The 17,620-nt window shown below is 44.0% G+C and carries 15 protein-coding genes; 11 read left to right on the forward strand and 4 right to left on the reverse strand.

Features of this window, described 5'->3' with window-relative positions; genetic code table 11:
* Positions 1-39: 39 nt before the first annotated feature.
* Positions 40-1,863: a DUF4270 domain-containing protein gene (locus LKX84_RS06865; protein WP_228236395.1), complete on the reverse strand. Its 1,824-nt coding sequence runs from the start codon at positions 1,861-1,863 to the stop codon at positions 40-42.
* 5 nt (positions 1,864-1,868) lie between these two features.
* Positions 1,869-2,678, reverse strand: coding sequence for a glycogen/starch synthase (locus LKX84_RS06870; RefSeq protein ID WP_228236396.1), 810 nt, complete (start codon positions 2,676-2,678; stop codon positions 1,869-1,871).
* Positions 2,679-2,780: 102 nt separating this feature from the next.
* Here LKX84_RS06870 and panC point away from each other — a divergent pair, with 102 nt between their 5' ends.
* From panC to LKX84_RS06900, 6 genes are all read left to right on the forward strand, one after another.
* Positions 2,781-3,629, forward strand: coding sequence for a pantoate--beta-alanine ligase (gene panC, locus LKX84_RS06875; protein WP_228236397.1), 849 nt, complete (start codon positions 2,781-2,783; stop codon positions 3,627-3,629).
* 12 nt (positions 3,630-3,641) lie between these two features.
* Positions 3,642-3,992: an aspartate 1-decarboxylase gene (gene panD, locus LKX84_RS06880; protein WP_119640500.1), complete on the forward strand. Its 351-nt coding sequence runs from the start codon at positions 3,642-3,644 to the stop codon at positions 3,990-3,992.
* Between the two features lie 2 nt (positions 3,993-3,994).
* On the forward strand, positions 3,995-4,960 hold the full coding sequence (locus tag LKX84_RS06885) for a lysylphosphatidylglycerol synthase transmembrane domain-containing protein (RefSeq protein ID WP_228236398.1): 966 nt from the start codon (positions 3,995-3,997) through the stop codon (positions 4,958-4,960).
* Between the two features lie 25 nt (positions 4,961-4,985).
* Entirely contained in the window at positions 4,986-6,131 is a 1,146-nt protein-coding gene (locus LKX84_RS06890; protein WP_228236399.1) for an alpha/beta hydrolase, read from the forward strand.
* 123 nt (positions 6,132-6,254) lie between these two features.
* A complete protein-coding gene (gene radA, locus LKX84_RS06895; RefSeq protein WP_228236400.1) occupies positions 6,255-7,613 on the forward strand; it encodes a DNA repair protein RadA in 1,359 nt (452 codons plus the stop codon).
* Positions 7,614-7,671: 58 nt separating this feature from the next.
* Entirely contained in the window at positions 7,672-9,825 is a 2,154-nt protein-coding gene (locus LKX84_RS06900; RefSeq protein ID WP_228236401.1) for a PQQ-binding-like beta-propeller repeat protein, read from the forward strand.
* Between the two features lie 2 nt (positions 9,826-9,827).
* Here the strand turns inward: LKX84_RS06900 and LKX84_RS06905 are convergent, their stop codons facing one another.
* Positions 9,828-10,868 carry an NADP(H)-dependent aldo-keto reductase gene (locus tag LKX84_RS06905; RefSeq protein WP_228236402.1) on the reverse strand — a complete coding sequence of 347 codons (1,041 nt, stop codon included), beginning with the start codon at positions 10,866-10,868 and terminating at the stop codon, positions 9,828-9,830.
* Between the two features lie 61 nt (positions 10,869-10,929).
* Complete coding sequence (locus LKX84_RS06910; protein ID WP_228236403.1) at positions 10,930-11,694, reverse strand: exodeoxyribonuclease III; 765 nt, start codon at positions 11,692-11,694, stop codon at positions 10,930-10,932.
* A gap of 132 nt (positions 11,695-11,826) precedes the next feature.
* Between LKX84_RS06910 and LKX84_RS06915 the strand changes: the two genes are divergently transcribed.
* The 5 genes from LKX84_RS06915 (at position 11,827) to LKX84_RS06935 (ending at position 17,617) form a co-directional block, all read left to right on the forward strand.
* Positions 11,827-12,381, forward strand: coding sequence for a cysteine hydrolase family protein (locus LKX84_RS06915; protein ID WP_228236404.1), 555 nt, complete (start codon positions 11,827-11,829; stop codon positions 12,379-12,381).
* 37 nt (positions 12,382-12,418) lie between these two features.
* Complete coding sequence (locus tag LKX84_RS06920; protein ID WP_228236405.1) at positions 12,419-13,525, forward strand: Gfo/Idh/MocA family protein; 1,107 nt, start codon at positions 12,419-12,421, stop codon at positions 13,523-13,525.
* Positions 13,526-13,531: 6 nt separating this feature from the next.
* On the forward strand, positions 13,532-15,613 hold the full coding sequence (locus LKX84_RS06925; protein WP_228236406.1) for a TonB-dependent receptor family protein: 2,082 nt from the start codon (positions 13,532-13,534) through the stop codon (positions 15,611-15,613).
* Between the two features lie 48 nt (positions 15,614-15,661).
* Positions 15,662-16,012: an iron chaperone gene (locus LKX84_RS06930; protein WP_228236407.1), complete on the forward strand. Its 351-nt coding sequence runs from the start codon at positions 15,662-15,664 to the stop codon at positions 16,010-16,012.
* A gap of 177 nt (positions 16,013-16,189) precedes the next feature.
* Entirely contained in the window at positions 16,190-17,617 is a 1,428-nt protein-coding gene (locus tag LKX84_RS06935; RefSeq protein ID WP_228236408.1) for an amidohydrolase, read from the forward strand.
* Positions 17,618-17,620: the final 3 nt, after the last annotated feature.

The raw sequence follows: 17,620 nt of genomic DNA on the forward strand, positions 1-17,620 counted from the left end.
AAAACGACGAAAGTTTAGATATGATCTATGAGGCGTATTTCAATTGGCTTCAGTGTAAAATATTTCCAATTTCAATTTTTTGGCTTCTTCCCCAGCCTCTACATTACTGCCATAAAGGACAGTGCCCAGCGGACTAATAGTAGACATAACAGGGTAAAACACTCCTTGCATGCCGCTATCCACTGCTTCCTGCACATTCGGAAAAGCGATATTGGAAGTCATGGTCAACGCCAGTTTGGCATTTGAAGAATCCCTAACAATAATATTATTGATGTGCTCCGTAATCCTGATGGTATATTTGACACCCAGCCCATTTTCCTTTTCAATAATTCCGTCATGACTTTGGTACAACCTCAATGGGTTGTTCGTGGTTGCCGTTGTACCAGTTTCATTTGTCACATCATACAAGGGCATGCTCGTTTCCCCGTTGTACAGATATAGCCTCGGTGGTTCCACCACTCCTCCCGCCAAATCCAACGTTTCGCGATCTACATAAAAAACCAAGTTGGCTTCATTGATGACCCATTTATTGGACTTGATCTGGTTGATGATATCCGAACCGCCATTTTCCGCTTCATCGAACAAACGGATTTCAGCCAGTGTAGCTCCTCCCTTTACATAAATTCTAGAAGCATTGGTGTCATTATCCAATGCATCGGCAATGTTGGTCGGGAACATTTCATTCTCAAAAACGTTCACGGCATTACCTGTAATACCGGTTGTACTGTTGGCCGTCAAAAGGTTCAATACAAAATCCTTTTCGCTCGTTACAACAGTTTCTTCGGAAGTATCATAATCTTGATATTCGTAAGTTATGGTGATAGTGGCCTCGGTAAGATCCAAAAGGAACATCAACTCATCCATATCCGTTCCGGAAAGATAGATTCCCCTGAAAAAGTTTCTGAAGTTTGAATTGCTCAAAAGCTCTGACTGGCCTTCTTTATCCAAAATGTTCTGCTGAAAAAATTCAGGGTTCAAAGGCACACGGATCCCTGGATTCAGTTTAGTATCCACTTGTGTAGACTCGTCAACATCCTCAGTTTCCGGATCGTCTTCCTTATAAAAAAGGTAGTCCTCATTGTTAATGGTCACTTCCCCATCAAAAAGGGTTTCTCCAATAAATGCTGAAAAATCCTGATTGGAGTAATATTCTTGGGCCTCTTCAAAGCCTGAATTTGGATCAAGATCTCTTAATAAATAATTGGATCGGGCAACAAGTAAATTGAAGGATTGGTTTCTATCCCCATAAATACTGTCCAAATCATATCGCTGTGCGTAATTGTTTGCCACAAAGTCATCTTGGGTACCATCATCATCTGCATCAAATGGATTGGAACCGATTACCCGTTCCTGGTTGTCTGTTACGCCATCGCCATCCCAGTCAGAATTGGGATCATCAACATCGTCACCACTTTCAAACTCGTCATCAACGCCATCTCCATCACTATCTGCGGAAGGGGGCAATTGAAACGGAATATATAGGTACACTTCCTTTACAGTTTCGTTTTCCACCACGGTGGATGCACTGTCATCCGAGTCCGCCTTATCTTCGGATGCCTGGGAAATATCACCAAAAGTTGGGGGAACAGTCGATAAACTTACCTGGGATATAATGCTTGCCTTTCGCTTTCCATAAATGGGATCATTGAAGGTTCCCAATTGGTACAAAGACAATTTATTGGTCTGGACCGCAGTGATGCCTTTGTTGAAGGCAAACACGTCATATTCCACTTTTCCTGTGGTAAATGGATCGCCAGAAACTACTCCTTCACCAATGGTGTCCAACTCATCATCGCAAGAAGCAATCAGAAGAAACAAAGTTCCGAACACGGCCGAAACTTTAAAGATTTTGGAAAATCCCATGCAATTTATTTTAAAACCTCTGTTTTATAGAAATTAGTATATGCCTCTTCCGCTTCTTGGAGTGAAACGTAGGGCAGAACAGGTTTGGAAAGCTTTTCTATGTACTCTTTTAAATCTCCCTCCAACTGATCCGAGGCTAAAATAACCGCATCGGAATGATCTACGGCAACCTTTAACAAATTATTATAGTCGGGCTGCACCAGCGATGGGATTTCTTCTTTATCAATGCCGTCAAAGGCAATTTTGTTGATCATTTCCATGTCCAGGTTACCTTCAAAACCTTTGCCATACACAGAAGTTACGATCCTGCTGTCGGCAAACAAGGGTTCATCCGCATAATACTTTCTAAGATAAAGGGGCAACAAGGAGGCCATCCAACCGTGTACGTGTATAATGTCTGGCGACCAGTTCAATTTCTTCACGGTCTCCACCACTCCTTTGGCAAAGAAAATGGCACGCTCATCATTATCAGGGTAAAGATTTCCTTCGGAATCCCTAAAAGTAGACTTGCGCTTAAAATATTCATCATTGTCGATAAAGTATACCTGGATCCGTTCCCTTGGAATGGAAGCCACTTTAATGATCAACGGCATATCCATGTCATTGATCACCAAGTTCATCCCCGATAAACGTATTACCTCATGTAATTGATGCCTTCTTTCATTGATATTACCGTACCTTGGCATGAAAATCCGTATTTGACCCCCGCTGCTGTTCACCATTCGAGGCGCCTCGTACGACATTAAGGAAACTGGATTCTCTGGGAGGTATGGGACTAATTCAGAAGATACAAACAATACCTTTTTACCATTCATAAACACTTTCTTTTGTTTATCTGAAAAACGTAGCTGCAAAAGTACAAAAATTATGCTGATTACCAGTATTTATAGTATTTTTGCCCGCCTTTAAAGCTTGAAATGCATTTATTTGACCGTAAAATGGAGCTTGTTTCGTACCTGGAAGGGGAACGAAAAAAAAACCGTACCATAGGCCTTGTACCCACCATGGGGGCTTTGCACACGGGGCATCTCTCCTTGGTCAAAAAAGCACTTTTAGAAAATGATCTGGTAGTGGTGAGCATTTTTGTGAACCCCACCCAATTTGATAAAAAAGATGATCTGGAAAAATATCCCCGAAGTTTGGAAAGGGATATCGATCTTTTAAAAACGGTCTCCAAAAAAATCGTCGTCTTTGCTCCAACTGTGGACGAAATCTATGGTAACCACGTAAAATCGGAATCCTATGAGTTCGATGGACTGGACAAGGTGATGGAAGGGGAATTCAGAACCGGACATTTTGATGGTGTAGGCACCATTGTGGAGCTTTTGCTCAGAACCGTGGCCCCGAACAAGGCCTATTTTGGCGAAAAGGACTTTCAACAGTTGCAGATCATCAAAAAAATGGCCGAGATCAAAAAATTGCCATACACCATTATAGGTTGCCCCATAGAAAGGGAACCACATGGATTGGCCATGAGTTCCCGTAATGAAAGGTTGTCCAAAACGACTAGGGAGCAGGCCGGTTTCATTCATGTGACCCTACAGGCTGCCAAATCAAAATTTGGCACGGAAAATGCAACAACCATCGCGGATTGGGTAAAATCCGAGTTTGATAAAAATCCTGTGTTCAGCCTGGAGTATTTCGAGATAACCGACGAGGCCACCTTGACCCCCATGTTAAAAAAACAGGACAACCAAAAATACAGGGCGTTCATTGCCGTTTATGCAGACGGAGTTCGCTTAATTGATAATCTAAGATTGAATTGATAATTTTGCACCATGCAAGTAGAAGTTGTAAAATCAAAAATTCATAGGGTAAAGGTAACCGGCGCGGACCTTAATTATATTGGAAGCATCACCATTGACGAAGACCTGATGGATGCCGCCAACATTATTAGGGGCGAAAAGGTACAGATCGTGAACAATAACAACGGTGAACGATTGGAAACCTATGCCATTCCCGGACCAAGAGGTTCTGGGGAACTTACCCTTAACGGTGCCGCCGCCAGAAAAGTGGCCGTGGGCGACGTGCTGATCCTGATCACATATGCTTGGATGGACATCGAAGAAGCGAAAGTCTTCAATCCGGCATTGGTCTTCCCGAACGAAGCCACCAATTTACTCAATTAGTCTTGGGCAAATCCCTGAAAAAATTCCTGAAGATTTTTGTTCCCATTGCCTTTGGGCTTTTTTTGGTGTGGTATTCCTATAATTCAACCACACCCGAAGAACGCAAGGAAATTTTACATTATATCTCCAATGCAAGTCCATTTTGGGTCGGTATTTCCGTGATTATCGGAATTTTGAGCCATGTTTCCCGTGCCATTCGTTGGAACTATCTTTTGGAACCCTTAGGTTACAAACCGAAGATCATCAACAATATATTCATTGTATTGATCTCCTATTTTGCCAATTTGGGTATTCCCAGATCGGGGGAATTTTTAAGGGCCACGGCATTGACCACCTATGAGGGCGTTCCCTTCGAAAAAGGTTTCGGCACCATTGTTACGGAACGGGTCATCGACCTTATTATGTTATTGATGGTCATTTTGGTCACACTTGTTTTACAAACCGATATCATTCTTTCCTTTTTGGAAGAAAAAGGGGTAAACCTGATTGGTGCCGCGGGCATTTTGATTGTGGGAATCGTTGGACTTTTCGTGGGAACCTACATCATAAGAAGATCCAAGTCACCATTTGCCAACAAATTGAAATCTTTTTTGAACGGCTTGCTGGACGGCGTACTCAGCGTCTTCAAAATGAAGAAAAAATGGCCCTTTATTTTTCACACTCTTTTTATTTGGGCAGCTTACTTTGGCATGTTCTGGGTCATCAAGCACACGGTGGAAGAAACCATCCCACTATCATTGAGTGAACTCTTGGTAGGATTCGTGTTTGGAGCCTTCGCCATGTCCACTACAAATGGAGGTATTGGCCTGTATCCCATTGCGGTAAGTGCGGCATTGGGCATTTATGGAATCTCCTCCGTTTCAGGCGATGCATTCGGTTGGATCATGTGGATCGCACAGACCATGATGGTGGTCATCTTCGGTACAATATCTTTCATCGTATTACCGTTATTGAATAGAAATCGGTAAACCCCGACCACCTAAATCTTTACCAATGAAAAAACGGCTGTTAGTTGTTTTAATGGGCTTGTTGGGCCTGAACCTTGGTGCCCAAGTCAAAAAGGAGATTTTCGAATCCTTCAAACTACAGGAAAGAAGGAACGTTTCCTATTATTTTCCCGAGGACTATTCCGAAGAAAAAATATATCCCCTTTTGGTGGTTTTGGATGCCGAATACCTGTTTGACCTTGTGGTGGCCAATGCCAAGTTCCAAAGTAAATTGGACCGCATGCCTGAGGCCATCATTGTAGGCGTGGAGCAAGCAGAAAATGATATTCGATTAGAGGATTGTGCCTTTGACGAACAATCTGGGCTCCCTTCCGACAAAGGAAAAATGTTCTATGAGTTTTTGGGAACCGAACTTGTTCCCTACTTGGCAACAACCTACAAAGTAGCGCCATTTAAAATGTTGTTCGGGTATGATATCACGGCCAATTTTGGAAATTATTTTTTGTTCAAGGACAAGTCTTTCTTCAATTCCTACGTAAGCATATCTCCCGTTTTGGCTCCAGAAATGGAAAACAGGGTTCCTGAGCGATTATCCGCTTTGGATCAGGTAATTTTTTATAATGTAATTGTGGAAAAAGAACCTTCTGATGATAGACAACGGATTTTGCAAATGAACCATAGCATCAATTCTATCACCAAAGAATCATTGCATTATTTCTTTGATGAATATGACCATACAGATCACGAGTCTATTGCAGCCTATGGCATTAGCAAAGCTTTTGATAATGTTTTCAAAATCTTCAGACCTATTAGTCCGAAAGAATACAAGACAGATATCCTAACGTCCAGCGAACCTGCTTTTAAATATTTGGAGGACCGATACACCATGATCGAAAATCTCTTTGGTTTTGCAAAACCTGTGGAACTGAATGATATCATGGCCATTTATGCCGCTTGCAGAAAAAAGGAGGATTACGAATCCTTAAAGCCATTGGCAGAACTTTGCAAGAAACAATATCCGGATACCATGATGGGTTTTTATTTTGAAGGTGAATACTACGAATTTATCGGAGAGCCCAAGAAAGCTTTCAAGACCTTTGAAAAAGCCTTCCAAATGCAAGAAATCGATTTTTTGACCAAGGATATGGCTCTTGAAAAAATTGATGCCCTTAAAGCAGATTTTGGATATTAGATTATTGGATTGTTAGACTTTTAGATGATTAGACATCTCTATCCAAAAATCCAGTTGTCCAAAAATCCGATAGTCCAATGCTCCATCTAAATCCATATCTTTAGGCCTTCACCAAATTGAGGAATGGCCAAGACCAAAACCGCTTTTTTTTGCCAAAACTGTGGCACCCAATATGCCAAATGGGTAGGCCAATGCTCCTCTTGTAGGGAATGGAACACCATTGTGGAGGAAGTGGTCCAGAAGGAAGAAAAAAGGAGTTGGAAAACCGATACCTCATCGGTAAAACAGGCCAGCAAACCCCTTCGCGTTTCCGAGATCACCCAAGAAAAAGAACTTCGATTGGATACGTTGGATCAAGAGTTCAACCGGGTTTTGGGCGGTGGATTGGTTCCGGGTTCATTAACACTGTTGGGAGGAGAACCAGGGATAGGGAAAAGTACCTTGTTGCTTCAGATTGCCTTAAAACTGCCGTACAAAACCCTTTATGTTTCGGGCGAGGAAAGCCAGCGTCAAATCAAGATGCGTGCCGACCGCATTCAACCGAACAGCGAAAATTGTTACATCCTAACCGAAACCAAAACCCAGAATATTTTTCAACAGATTGCTGCCGTGGAACCTGACCTGGTGGTCATCGACTCCATCCAAACCTTGCACACCGATTATATTGAATCCGCTGCCGGAAGCATTTCACAAATTCGCGAATGTGCCGCAGAGCTCATCAAATTTGCCAAGGAAAGTCACACACCCGTTATTTTGGTGGGACACATCACCAAAGATGGAACCATTGCCGGACCCAAAATTTTGGAGCACATGGTGGATACGGTGCTTCAGTTTGAAGGTGATCGGAACTATGTCTACAGAATCCTTCGTTCTCTTAAAAACCGCTTTGGTTCCACTGCGGAACTCGGCATTTATGAAATGCAAGGAAGTGGGCTACGGGAAGTGAACAATCCTTCCGAAGTATTGATTTCCAAAAATGAGGAAGATTTAAGTGGAACTGCCATTGCCGCCACTGTGGAAGGCATGCGTCCCTTGTTGATAGAAATTCAGGCCTTGGTAAGTACTGCGGTTTATGGAACACCACAGCGTTCCGCTACTGGGTTCAACGCCAAACGCTTGAACATGCTCTTGGCCGTTCTGGAAAAGCGGGCAGGGTTTAAATTGGCAGCAAAGGATGTCTTTTTGAACATCACCGGGGGTATTTCGGTGGACGATCCCGCCATTGACCTTGCCGTTATGGCCGCCATATTGTCCAGCAATGCAGACATATCCATTGAAAAAGGCATCTGTTTTGCCGCGGAAGTAGGTCTGGCAGGGGAAATTCGTCCCGTACAGCGCGTGGACCAACGCATTTTGGAGGCAGAAAAACTGGGCTTCTCTACCATTTTTGTTTCCAAGAACAATAAGATTGGCTTGAAGAACACGGGTATTCAAATCCGAAAGGTTTCCAAAATTGAGGATGTGGTCGATTTCCTTTTTTAATCTCCTTTTCAAAAGTTTCCCTTTTTAAAACCTATATTTAGGAAACCTTCCAACGCACATGAAACGATTTTCGCTTTTTCTGCTGGTTGCCCTTTTGGCCTCCTGTTCAGATGAAAAAACCACATCTTCCAACAAGGACTATTTTACCACTTGGGAACACTATTTAGGGGATCCTGAGCGCACCCACTACTCCAATCTCGACCAAATTGACACCGCCAACGTTGATAAATTAAAATTGGCCTGGAGCTATAAAAGTGGTGGACTTCAAGAAGGAAGAACCACCCAAATCCAGACCAGCCCATTAGTAGTTGATGGAGTTCTGTATGGCGTAAATGCGGCCATTGAACTCTTCGCTGTCGATGCTACTACGGGTAAGGAAATCTGGAAATTCAAACCTGTTTCCAAAGACGAATCTGGTTTAGGAATGAACCGTGGACTGAACTATTGGAAATCGAATGGTGATGAACCCAGTCGCCTCTTTTTTACTTCGGGACCCCAACTTTTCGCCATCGACATTTCAACAGGTCAACCCATTCCTTCCTTTGGAAGTAATGGAAGCATCGATCTAAGGGATGGACTGGGCCGGGATCCTAAAAAACAATCCGTGGTATCCAATACGCCTGGAGCCATTTTTGAAAATATATTGATCCAGGGCACTCGTGTTGGGGAAGGGCCTGGTGCCTCTCCTGGACATATTCGAGCTTATGATGTTATTTCTGGAAAGATTGTCTGGACTTTTCATACTATTCCGCAACCTGGTGAGTTTGGTTACGATACCTGGCCTGCCGAAGCTTACAAAACAGTTGGTGGTGCCAACAGTTGGCCTGGTATGGCCATGGACCTTGAACGCGGAATTGTTTACATTCCTACCGGGTCGGCTGCTTTTGATTGGTACGGCGGAGATCGGGAAGGTGCCGATCTTTTTGCCAATACCCTATTGGCATTGAATGCTAAAACCGGGGAACGCATTTGGCATTTTCAGATGGTACATCATGATATTTGGGACCGTGACCCTCCTGCATCACCCAATTTATTGGAAATTAATAGAGATGGGAAAATTATTCCTGCCGTGGCCCAGGTCACCAAGAGCGGGCATGTTTTTGTGTTCAACCGAGAAACCGGGGAGCCCTTGTTTCCTATTGAGGAAAAAGCCTATCCCAGTTCCAAACTGATAGGCGAAAAGGCCTATGCCACACAACCACTTCCCTTGAAACCGGAACCCTTTGCACGTCAGATTTTAACTGAAAACGACTTGTATGCTCCCAACGAAAAGGCTTTTGTGGATGATTTAGTGAAGGGCAACAAAAGTGATGATACCCCAACCGTTTTGGAAAAATTCAAATCCATTACCTCCAATGGGCAATTTATACCGATGGACACTACAGGTGTGATTCTATTTCCCGGTGCCGATGGTGGTGCCGAATGGGGAGGTGCGGCCGTTGATCCCCGAAACGGAATCATGTATGTGAACGGTAATGAGATGGCTTGGATCATTAAAATGAAGGCTGTAGGTGGAGATGGCAATGCCAATATGGGACAATCGTTGGCCCAAATCCATTGTGCACGTTGCCATGGTGGAGAATTGGAAGGACTTGCGGGAATCCCTGAACTTCAAAATGTGAAATTGCGTTTGCAGCCGGATTCTATTAAAACCATCGTACAAAAAGGAAGGGGCGCCATGCCCGGCATGCCCAATCTTTCCGAAGAAGAAATTGATGCTTTGGCCGAATTTCTAACCGGTACGGAAGAAGCCAAGGACCATCGTGTGGAAAAAATCAAAATTGATGTGCCTTATTCCGTAGCCAGTTTTGCACGGTTCAAGGATGACAGGGGTTATCCTGTGGTAAAACCACCATGGGGTACCTTGAACGCCATCGACCTGAACACTGGTGAATATCTTTGGAAAATTCCATTGGGTCATGAGGAAAGCCTGAATGACCCCAATGTTCCCGTTTCTGGATTGGAAAATTACGGTGGACCGGTAATCACCAAAGGTGGAGTGTTATTTATCGCAGCAACCAAGGATGAAAAAATACGGGCCTTCAACATGAAAACCGGAGCTAAAATGTGGGAAGACCAATTACCTGCAGGCGGGTATGCCACACCCATCACCTATCAAGTTGATGGCAAACAATACATCGTCATTGCCTGCGGAGGTGGCAAAATGGGAACCGCCTCAGGGGATGAATACCGGGCCTATGCTTTAGATTGATTTTAAGGAGCAGGATTCGGAATGGCTCTGTGGATGGCTTCAATGCCTTCCAACACCTCATCCGAAAGGTCCACATCAATGCTTTCAATGTTTTCTTTGAGTTGTTCCATAGTGGTGGCTCCTATGATATTGCTCGTTAAAAAAGGTCTGGTGTTCACAAAAGCCAAGGCCATTTGCGCCATGCTCAATCCATGCTCCTTGGCCAATTGGGCATATTGCTCAGTAGCCTGGGTGGCCGTTTCACTGCTGTATCTGCTGTAATTGGGAAAAAGGGTTATCCTTGCCTTTCTGGGTGGAATTTCCGTTAAATATTTTCCGCTGAGCACTCCAAAAGCCATGGGTGAATACGCCAACAACCCAATTTTTTCCCGCAAGGAAATTTCGGATAGTCCTACTTCAAACAACCGGTTCAATAGGCTATACGGGTTTTGTATCGTCAACATTCTGGGAAGTGACTGGTGTACTTTGCTTTCTTCCAAATAGCGCATGGTTCCCCAAGGGGTTTCGTTGGAAATCCCCACATGTCTGATCTTTCCTTCGGCAATCAAATCGCGCAGGGTTTCTAAAACTTGGTGGATGTTATCCTCCCAAACATCAATGGCGTGGGCATTGTATCCTCTTTGTCCAAAAAAGTTGGTATTGCGTTCGGGCCAGTGTAATTGGTACAAATCAATATAATCGGTTTGAAGTCGCTGCAAACTACCTTCCACAGCCCCAACAATGGATTCCTTGCTAAATCCTGTGCTACGGATGTGCTTGCCCCCATGTCCGGGTCCCGCAATCTTGGTGGCCAAGGCCACTTTATCTCGGTTTCCATTTTTTTTAAACCAGTTTCCAATGAATTCCTCCGTCACGGCATACAATTCCTTTTTCGGTGGAATGGGATATAATTCCGCAGTATCGAAAAAATTCACCCCTTGATCCAAGGCATAATCCATTTGTTCGTGGGCCTCATCCTCGGTGTTTTGACGCCCCCAGGTCATGGTTCCCAAGCAAATTTTGCTGATTCGGATATCGGTATGTGGAATGCGGGTGTATTTCATTGTTCTAAAGTTTAGGACGGTTAAAGTTAAATAATCCTACTGTTTCAAGTTTATGCCAAGGTTATCTTTCCACCTCCAGCAAAATGGGGCAATGATCGCTGTGCCTGGCTTCAGATAGAATCACAGAACGCTTCAATCTATCTTTTAACGGCTCGGACACCATTCCGTAATCCAATCGCCAACCTTTGTTATTGGCCCTTGCGTTGGCTCGGTAGGTCCACCAGGTATATTGGTGCGGGCTTTTGTTGAAGTGACGAAAACTATCAATAAACCCACTATTAATGAAATTTCCGATCCATTCACGCTCCACGGGCAAAAAACCGGATACATTTTTGTTCCGGATCGGATCATGAATGTCAATGGGTTCATGACAGATATTGTAATCTCCACAAACGATTAAGTTGGGTCTTTCTTTCCGAAGGTCATTGGCATAATCGTGAAAATCTGCCATGTACATCAACTTATGATCCAAACGGTCCATATTGGTGCCGGAAGGCAGGTACATACTCATAATGGAGAGATCACCATAATCTGCGCGGATGTTTCTTCCCTCAAAATCCATATAATCGATGCCGGTACCATATTCCACATGATCGGGCTCTTCCTTACAAAGTAAAGCCACACCACTATAACCCTTTTTTTGAGCACTATACCAGTAATGGAACGGATACCCGGCTTCTTCCAAAACAGAGGTATCCACCTGTTCTTTCATGGCCTTGGTTTCTTGTAGGCAGACTACATCGGGATCCACGGCTTTCAACCAATCCACAAATCCTTTGTTGAGTGCCGCCCGAATTCCGTTCACGTTATAGGAAACAATCTTCATGTTTTAAATTTCATCTAAAATAGCCATTGTAACTGGGTCTCGAAAATTGAATTTACCAATAGTCCCATCAACCAAAAGAATAATGGATGGTGAACAGTTTTGGATTATTTTTATGGACAAATCCCTCTTGGTATGATGGCGCTTCTCTTGATCGATATTCAATCTGGTTTACAGGAAACCACTTATTACGGCACCGAACGCAATAATCCACAAGCAGAGGAAAACTGTGCAAAGATCTTGAATGCTTTCCGGGATAAAAAGCTTCCCATATTTCATGTGATGCACAATTCCACCAACCCCTTTTCTCCACTTTACCCTGGAAAAGATGGAAACAGCATTCATCCTTTGGTGCAACCTATTGATGGGGAACCTATCTTCCAAAAAAAGGTGAACAGTGCCTTTATCGGAACCGACCTGGAGATTGCCATGATTGCCCAAAATATCACTGATTTGGTGATTGTCGGCCTTACCATCGAGCATTGTATCTCCACATCGGTGCGCATGGCCGCCAATTTAGGTTTCCATGTCACCTTGATTTCCGATGCCACCGCCGCATTCGATAAAATCGGTTTTGATGGAAAACGCTATCCTGCGGAATTGATCTATCAAACCGAACTGGCCAGCCTGAAGGATGAATTTGCCAAAATCATGGATACCTTCACTTTCTTGGCAGAACTTGACAATTAGTTCCTATTTTTATGGGGCACATAAATCAACTAAACCAATGGTACGTTTCATCTTGGTCTGTCTGACCTTTGCCCTAATGCCAAGTTCAAGTCTATTTTCACAATCAGAACCTTTAAAAATTGGGGTCGCCGGTCTTACCCATTCCCACGTCCATTGGATTTTGGGAAGAGAAGCTATCGGAGATGTTGAAATAGTTGGCATAGCCGAACCCAATCGCGAATTGGCCCAACAGTATGCCGACCAACATGGTTTTTCCATGGATTTGGTATACAACAGTTTGGAAGAGATGATAGCGGCCACCAAACCCGAAGCAGTGACTGCCTTCGGTTCTATTTTTGAACATTTGGAAGTGGTGGAAACCTGTGCCCCCAAGGGCATTCATGTGATGGTGGAAAAACCATTGGCAGTGAGTATGGACCACGCCAAAAAAATGAAGGCACTTGCGGAAAAATATCAAATCCATCTGCTGACCAATTATGAAACCACCTGGTACCCTACCAACCATAAGGCCCAACAATTATTGGAAGATGGCAAAATTGGTTCCCTCAGAAAAGTAATCGTCCGTGATGGGCACAGAGGACCAGTAAAAATCGGGGTGAACAAAGAATTTTTGGATTGGCTGCAAGATCCTGTCCTTAATGGCGGAGGTGCCATTACCGATTTTGGCTGTTACGGTGCCAATTTGATGACCTGGTTAAAAAAAGGTCAAAAACCAATTTCGGTGACTGCCGTTACCCAACAATTGCAATTAGAAAACAATCCCAAGGTGGATGATGATGCCACCATATTGCTTACCTATGATGATTCCATGGCCATTTTGGAGCCTTCTTGGAACTGGCCTATCGGCAGAAAGGATATGGAAATCTATGGGCTGACCGGAGCTATCTTTGCCGATAACCGAAATACCCTTCGGGTTAGAATGGCCGAAGGATACGATGGTTTTCAGGAAGAAAAGATGGTTTTGGAAGAACGAACCAGCCCCTACAATGATCCCTTTTCGCTATTGGCCGCAGTGGTGCGGGGAAAAATCTCATTAGATCCTAGTGACCTCACAGCATTGGAAAATAATATGACGGTTGTTGAAATCTTGGAAGCAGCCAAAGAAAGTGCCCAAAAAGGCAAAACCATAACCCTAAAAAAATAACTGCCCTTGTCCCCCAGCAATCAATTTAAAACCAGCTTTTCGCTTTTTGTTTTCCTTGTTTTATCGAACGTTCTTTTTGCCCAGGAAACGCAAAAGGACACCATAACCCAATTGGATGAAATTATTTTGATGGACGATGCCGTTCCAAAAAAAGCAGTAGGGATAACTGCGTCCTCCACCATTGGTACCCAAACATTTGAACGGTTCAATCCCATCGATTTTCCGTCCGCCATCAATCAAATTTCAGGGGTTTATATGCTCTCCGGGGCTTTGAACACTAACCGTATCACCATTCGCGGGGTTGGGGCCAGAACTCCCTATGGCACGGATAAACTCCGCCTTTATTTCAATGGAATTCCGGTGACCAATGGTACTGGATTTTCTGCCATTGAGGCTTATGATTTTGAAAATTTGGGTTCAATAGAAGTCATTAAAGGGCCCAAAGGCACAACTTATGGATCTAATTTGGGCGGGGCCATTCTTTTGCAGACCAAAACTTCTCCCATTGAAGAAACCCGCTTGACCAATACCACCACTTTTGGGTCATATGCCATGCTGAAGGACAACCTTTCCTTTGTGCATTCCGAAGAAAATTTTGCTCTCACCTTTGCCTACAATCATTTGGAAACAGATGGATATAGACAGAATAGCCAATTTGAACGAAACGGTTATTTGTTGAACACCGATTTTAAAATCAATCAAAAAAGTAGTCTTTCTTTCTTAACGAATTATATTGATTACTCGGCCCATATTGCCAGTTCCATCAACCAGACCGATTTTGATGAAGACCCCACCAGAGCAGCAAGCAATTGGTTGGCGGCACAAGGTTACGAGGCCAACAAATATCTCCTTACCGGGTTGTCCCATTCCTATCAATTTTCTGAAAAACTGAAAAACACTACTAGCCTATTTTACACCTATTTGGATCACTACGAACCCAGACCTTTTGACATCTTGGACGAGTTTACCAACGGATTTGGTTTCCGAAGTGTTTTTGAGGGAAACCTAGCCAAGGCCCAATATGTGGTGGGTGGCGAACTGTACAAGGACGAATACCATTGGGGTACTTTTGAAAACCTGTACGCGGACAATAATGGCAATGGAAGTCTTCAGGGTAATCGCTTGAGCAAGAATACAGAGTTTAGGAGACAGTTCAATCTTTTTGGGTCGCTCACCTATCCGTTTTCTGAAGCCTTTTCGGCACAGTTGGGTCTCAACCTCAACAAGACCCATTATACTTTTAACGACCTGTTCAATACAGGGGATGCCAATACTTCCGCAGAGCGAAATTTTGATGCCATTTTGATGCCCAATTTCGGCCTTAGGTATTCCTTCAAACTAGGACAACTGTATGCCAATATCAGTCGCGGTTTTTCCAACCCAAGTTTGGAGGAAACCTTGACCCCAGATGGCGTTATCAATCCAGATATTGCACAGGAAACTGGCACCAATTATGAACTGGGCAGCCAGTTACTTTTGTACCAGAGTCGTTTATCTGCCAACATTACCCTATACCGAATGGACATCAAAAATCTTTTGGTGGCCCAACGCGTCGGAGAAGATCAATATGTTGGCCGAAATGCAGGTCAAACACGTCACCAAGGTTTGGAACTGGATCTACGCTACAGAACCAACTTATCCAACACTTTTACCGCAACACCCTATATCAGTTACACTTTTAGCAACCATAGTTTTGTAGATTTTGTGGATGGCGATAATGACTATTCTGGCAATCCGTTGACGGGTGTCCCTAAACATCGCCTTAGTTCGGGGTTGGACCTTCAACACACGAATGGACTACAGTTGAACCTGACCCATCAATTTGTGGACAACATTCCCCTTACCGATACCAACACAACAAGTTCGGATGCCTACAATGTCTTCAATGCAAAACTGGGCTATCGTACCCAATTGTCCAACCATATGACACTGGGATTGCATGCGGGTATCAACAATATTTTTGACGAGAACTACGCACAATCCGTCCTGATTAACGCAGTGGGTTTTGGTAGTGCTCAACCCCGTTATTTTTATCCAGGCAATGGCCGTAATTTTTATGGTGGTGTACGACTATCCTATATTTTTTGATGCCATAATTTTCCCTACATTTATGCAACCATCTAATTATCAGGTCGCATGAACGCAATTGATGAGTACATTTTCAACTTTCCCAAAGAGGCTCAGGAAATCATGCAAAACCTCAGAAGTATCATAAAAGATGCCGCTCCCGAAGCTGTGGAACAAATGGCCTATGGTATGCCAGGTTATAAAACACACGGTAAGCCCTTGGTTTATTTTGCAGGATACAAAAACCATATCGGTCTTTACGCTACTCCTTCAGGACATGAAAAATTTGCCGAAGAATTGTCAAAGTACAAACAGGGAAAAGGTTCAGTACAGTTTCCGTTGGACCAACCCATGCCATACGACCTTATAAAAAGAATTGTGGCATTCAGGGTTCAGGAAAATGTTTCCAAAGCCAAATAAACCTCAAATATTTAATTGAATTGGTAATGTTTCAATAGATTTTCCTCTTCTTTCCAATCCATTTCCTTCGGAAATGACCTCCCATCCACTGGTTTTAAATGTTATCTTTGGAAGAAGCGCGATTTAGCAACGCTCAACCAACTAAATAACCAAACCCAACTACTAACGCTTTTTAGAATGAAAAACCAACTTTTACTCGCTTCCGCATTTGTGCTGATTTCATCCATTTCCATGGCACAAAAGGACAAGAAAAAAATGATTGCCGACCTCGATGCCAAAAAGGACCATTATACCTCCATTGCCAAATCGCTTTGGGAAAATCCTGAACTTGGTTATTTGGAGGAAAAAAGCTCGGCACTCTTACAAGAAGAACTTAAAAAAGAAGGTTTTACCATTGAGGCCGGTGTTGCCGGAATTCCAACGGCATTCACGGCCACTTATGGTTCCGGTAGTCCTGTCATCGGAGTGTTAGGGGAATTTGATGCCCTGCCCGGGATGTCGCAGGATGCCGTTCCCTTCCGTCAGGCAAGGGTGGTTGGCGCACCCGGACAAGCGTGTGGTCACCATTTGTTCGGTACCGGTTCCCTTGCTGCCGCCATTGCCGCCAAGGATTACCTAATAGCATCAGGGAAATCGGGAACCATCCGTTTTTATGGAACTCCAGCAGAAGAAGGCGGTTCTGGAAAAGTATATATGGTCCGTGCAGGACTTTTCAATGATGTGGATGCCATTGTTTCTTGGCATGCCGGAGATAAGAACACAGCCAACCCAAGTACCAATCTCGCTACTATTTCAGGTAAGTTCAGATTTACCGGAAAATCATCACACGCAGCCATGGCCCCTGAGTTAGGTCGCTCTGCCCTTGATGGCGTGGAAGGCATGAACGATTTGGTGAATATGCTTCGTGAACATACCACAGAACCTACCCGAATCCATTATGTGATCACCAAAGGTGGTGATGCCCCCAACATTGTTCCAAAAGAAGCCGAAGTGTACTACGTGGTTCGCCACTCCAACCGTCTTGAAGTAAAAGCCGTTTGGGATCGAGTGGTAAAAGCCGCCCAAGGTGCAGCGTTAGGTACCGAAACTGAAATGACCTATGAAATCATCGGAGGTACTTACGAAAGATTGCCCAATGAAGCTTTGGAAACCTTGTTGCATGCCAACATGACCCTTGTGGGCGGTGTGGATTATACCCCTGAGGATGTTGCTTTCGCCAAAGAAATCCAAAAGACCTTGGGAACACCAGGGCCGATTGAAAGTGCGGGACAAGTACAACCAATGGAATTCACCCATGGCAAGGCCTCTGCCGATACCGGTGATGTAAGCTGGAACACCCCAACAGGAGCCGTCACCTCCGCCACATGGGTGCCTGGAACCCCAGCCCACAGCTGGCAGGCCGTTGCCGCCGGTGGCACAGATATCGGTTACAAGGGAATGATGGTGGCCGCCAAAACCATGGCGCTCACCGCTATGGACCTCATTAAAAATCCAAAACTTTTGGAGCAGGTCAAAGCCGAATTCAACGAGCGTAGAGGCGCCGATTTTAAATACGAGGCCTTATTGGGTGATAGGGAACCTGCTTTGGATTATCGAAAAAACTAAACC

Source organism: Allomuricauda sp. M10, from assembly GCF_020782875.1.
Lineage (GTDB): Bacteria > Bacteroidota > Bacteroidia > Flavobacteriales > Flavobacteriaceae > Flagellimonas.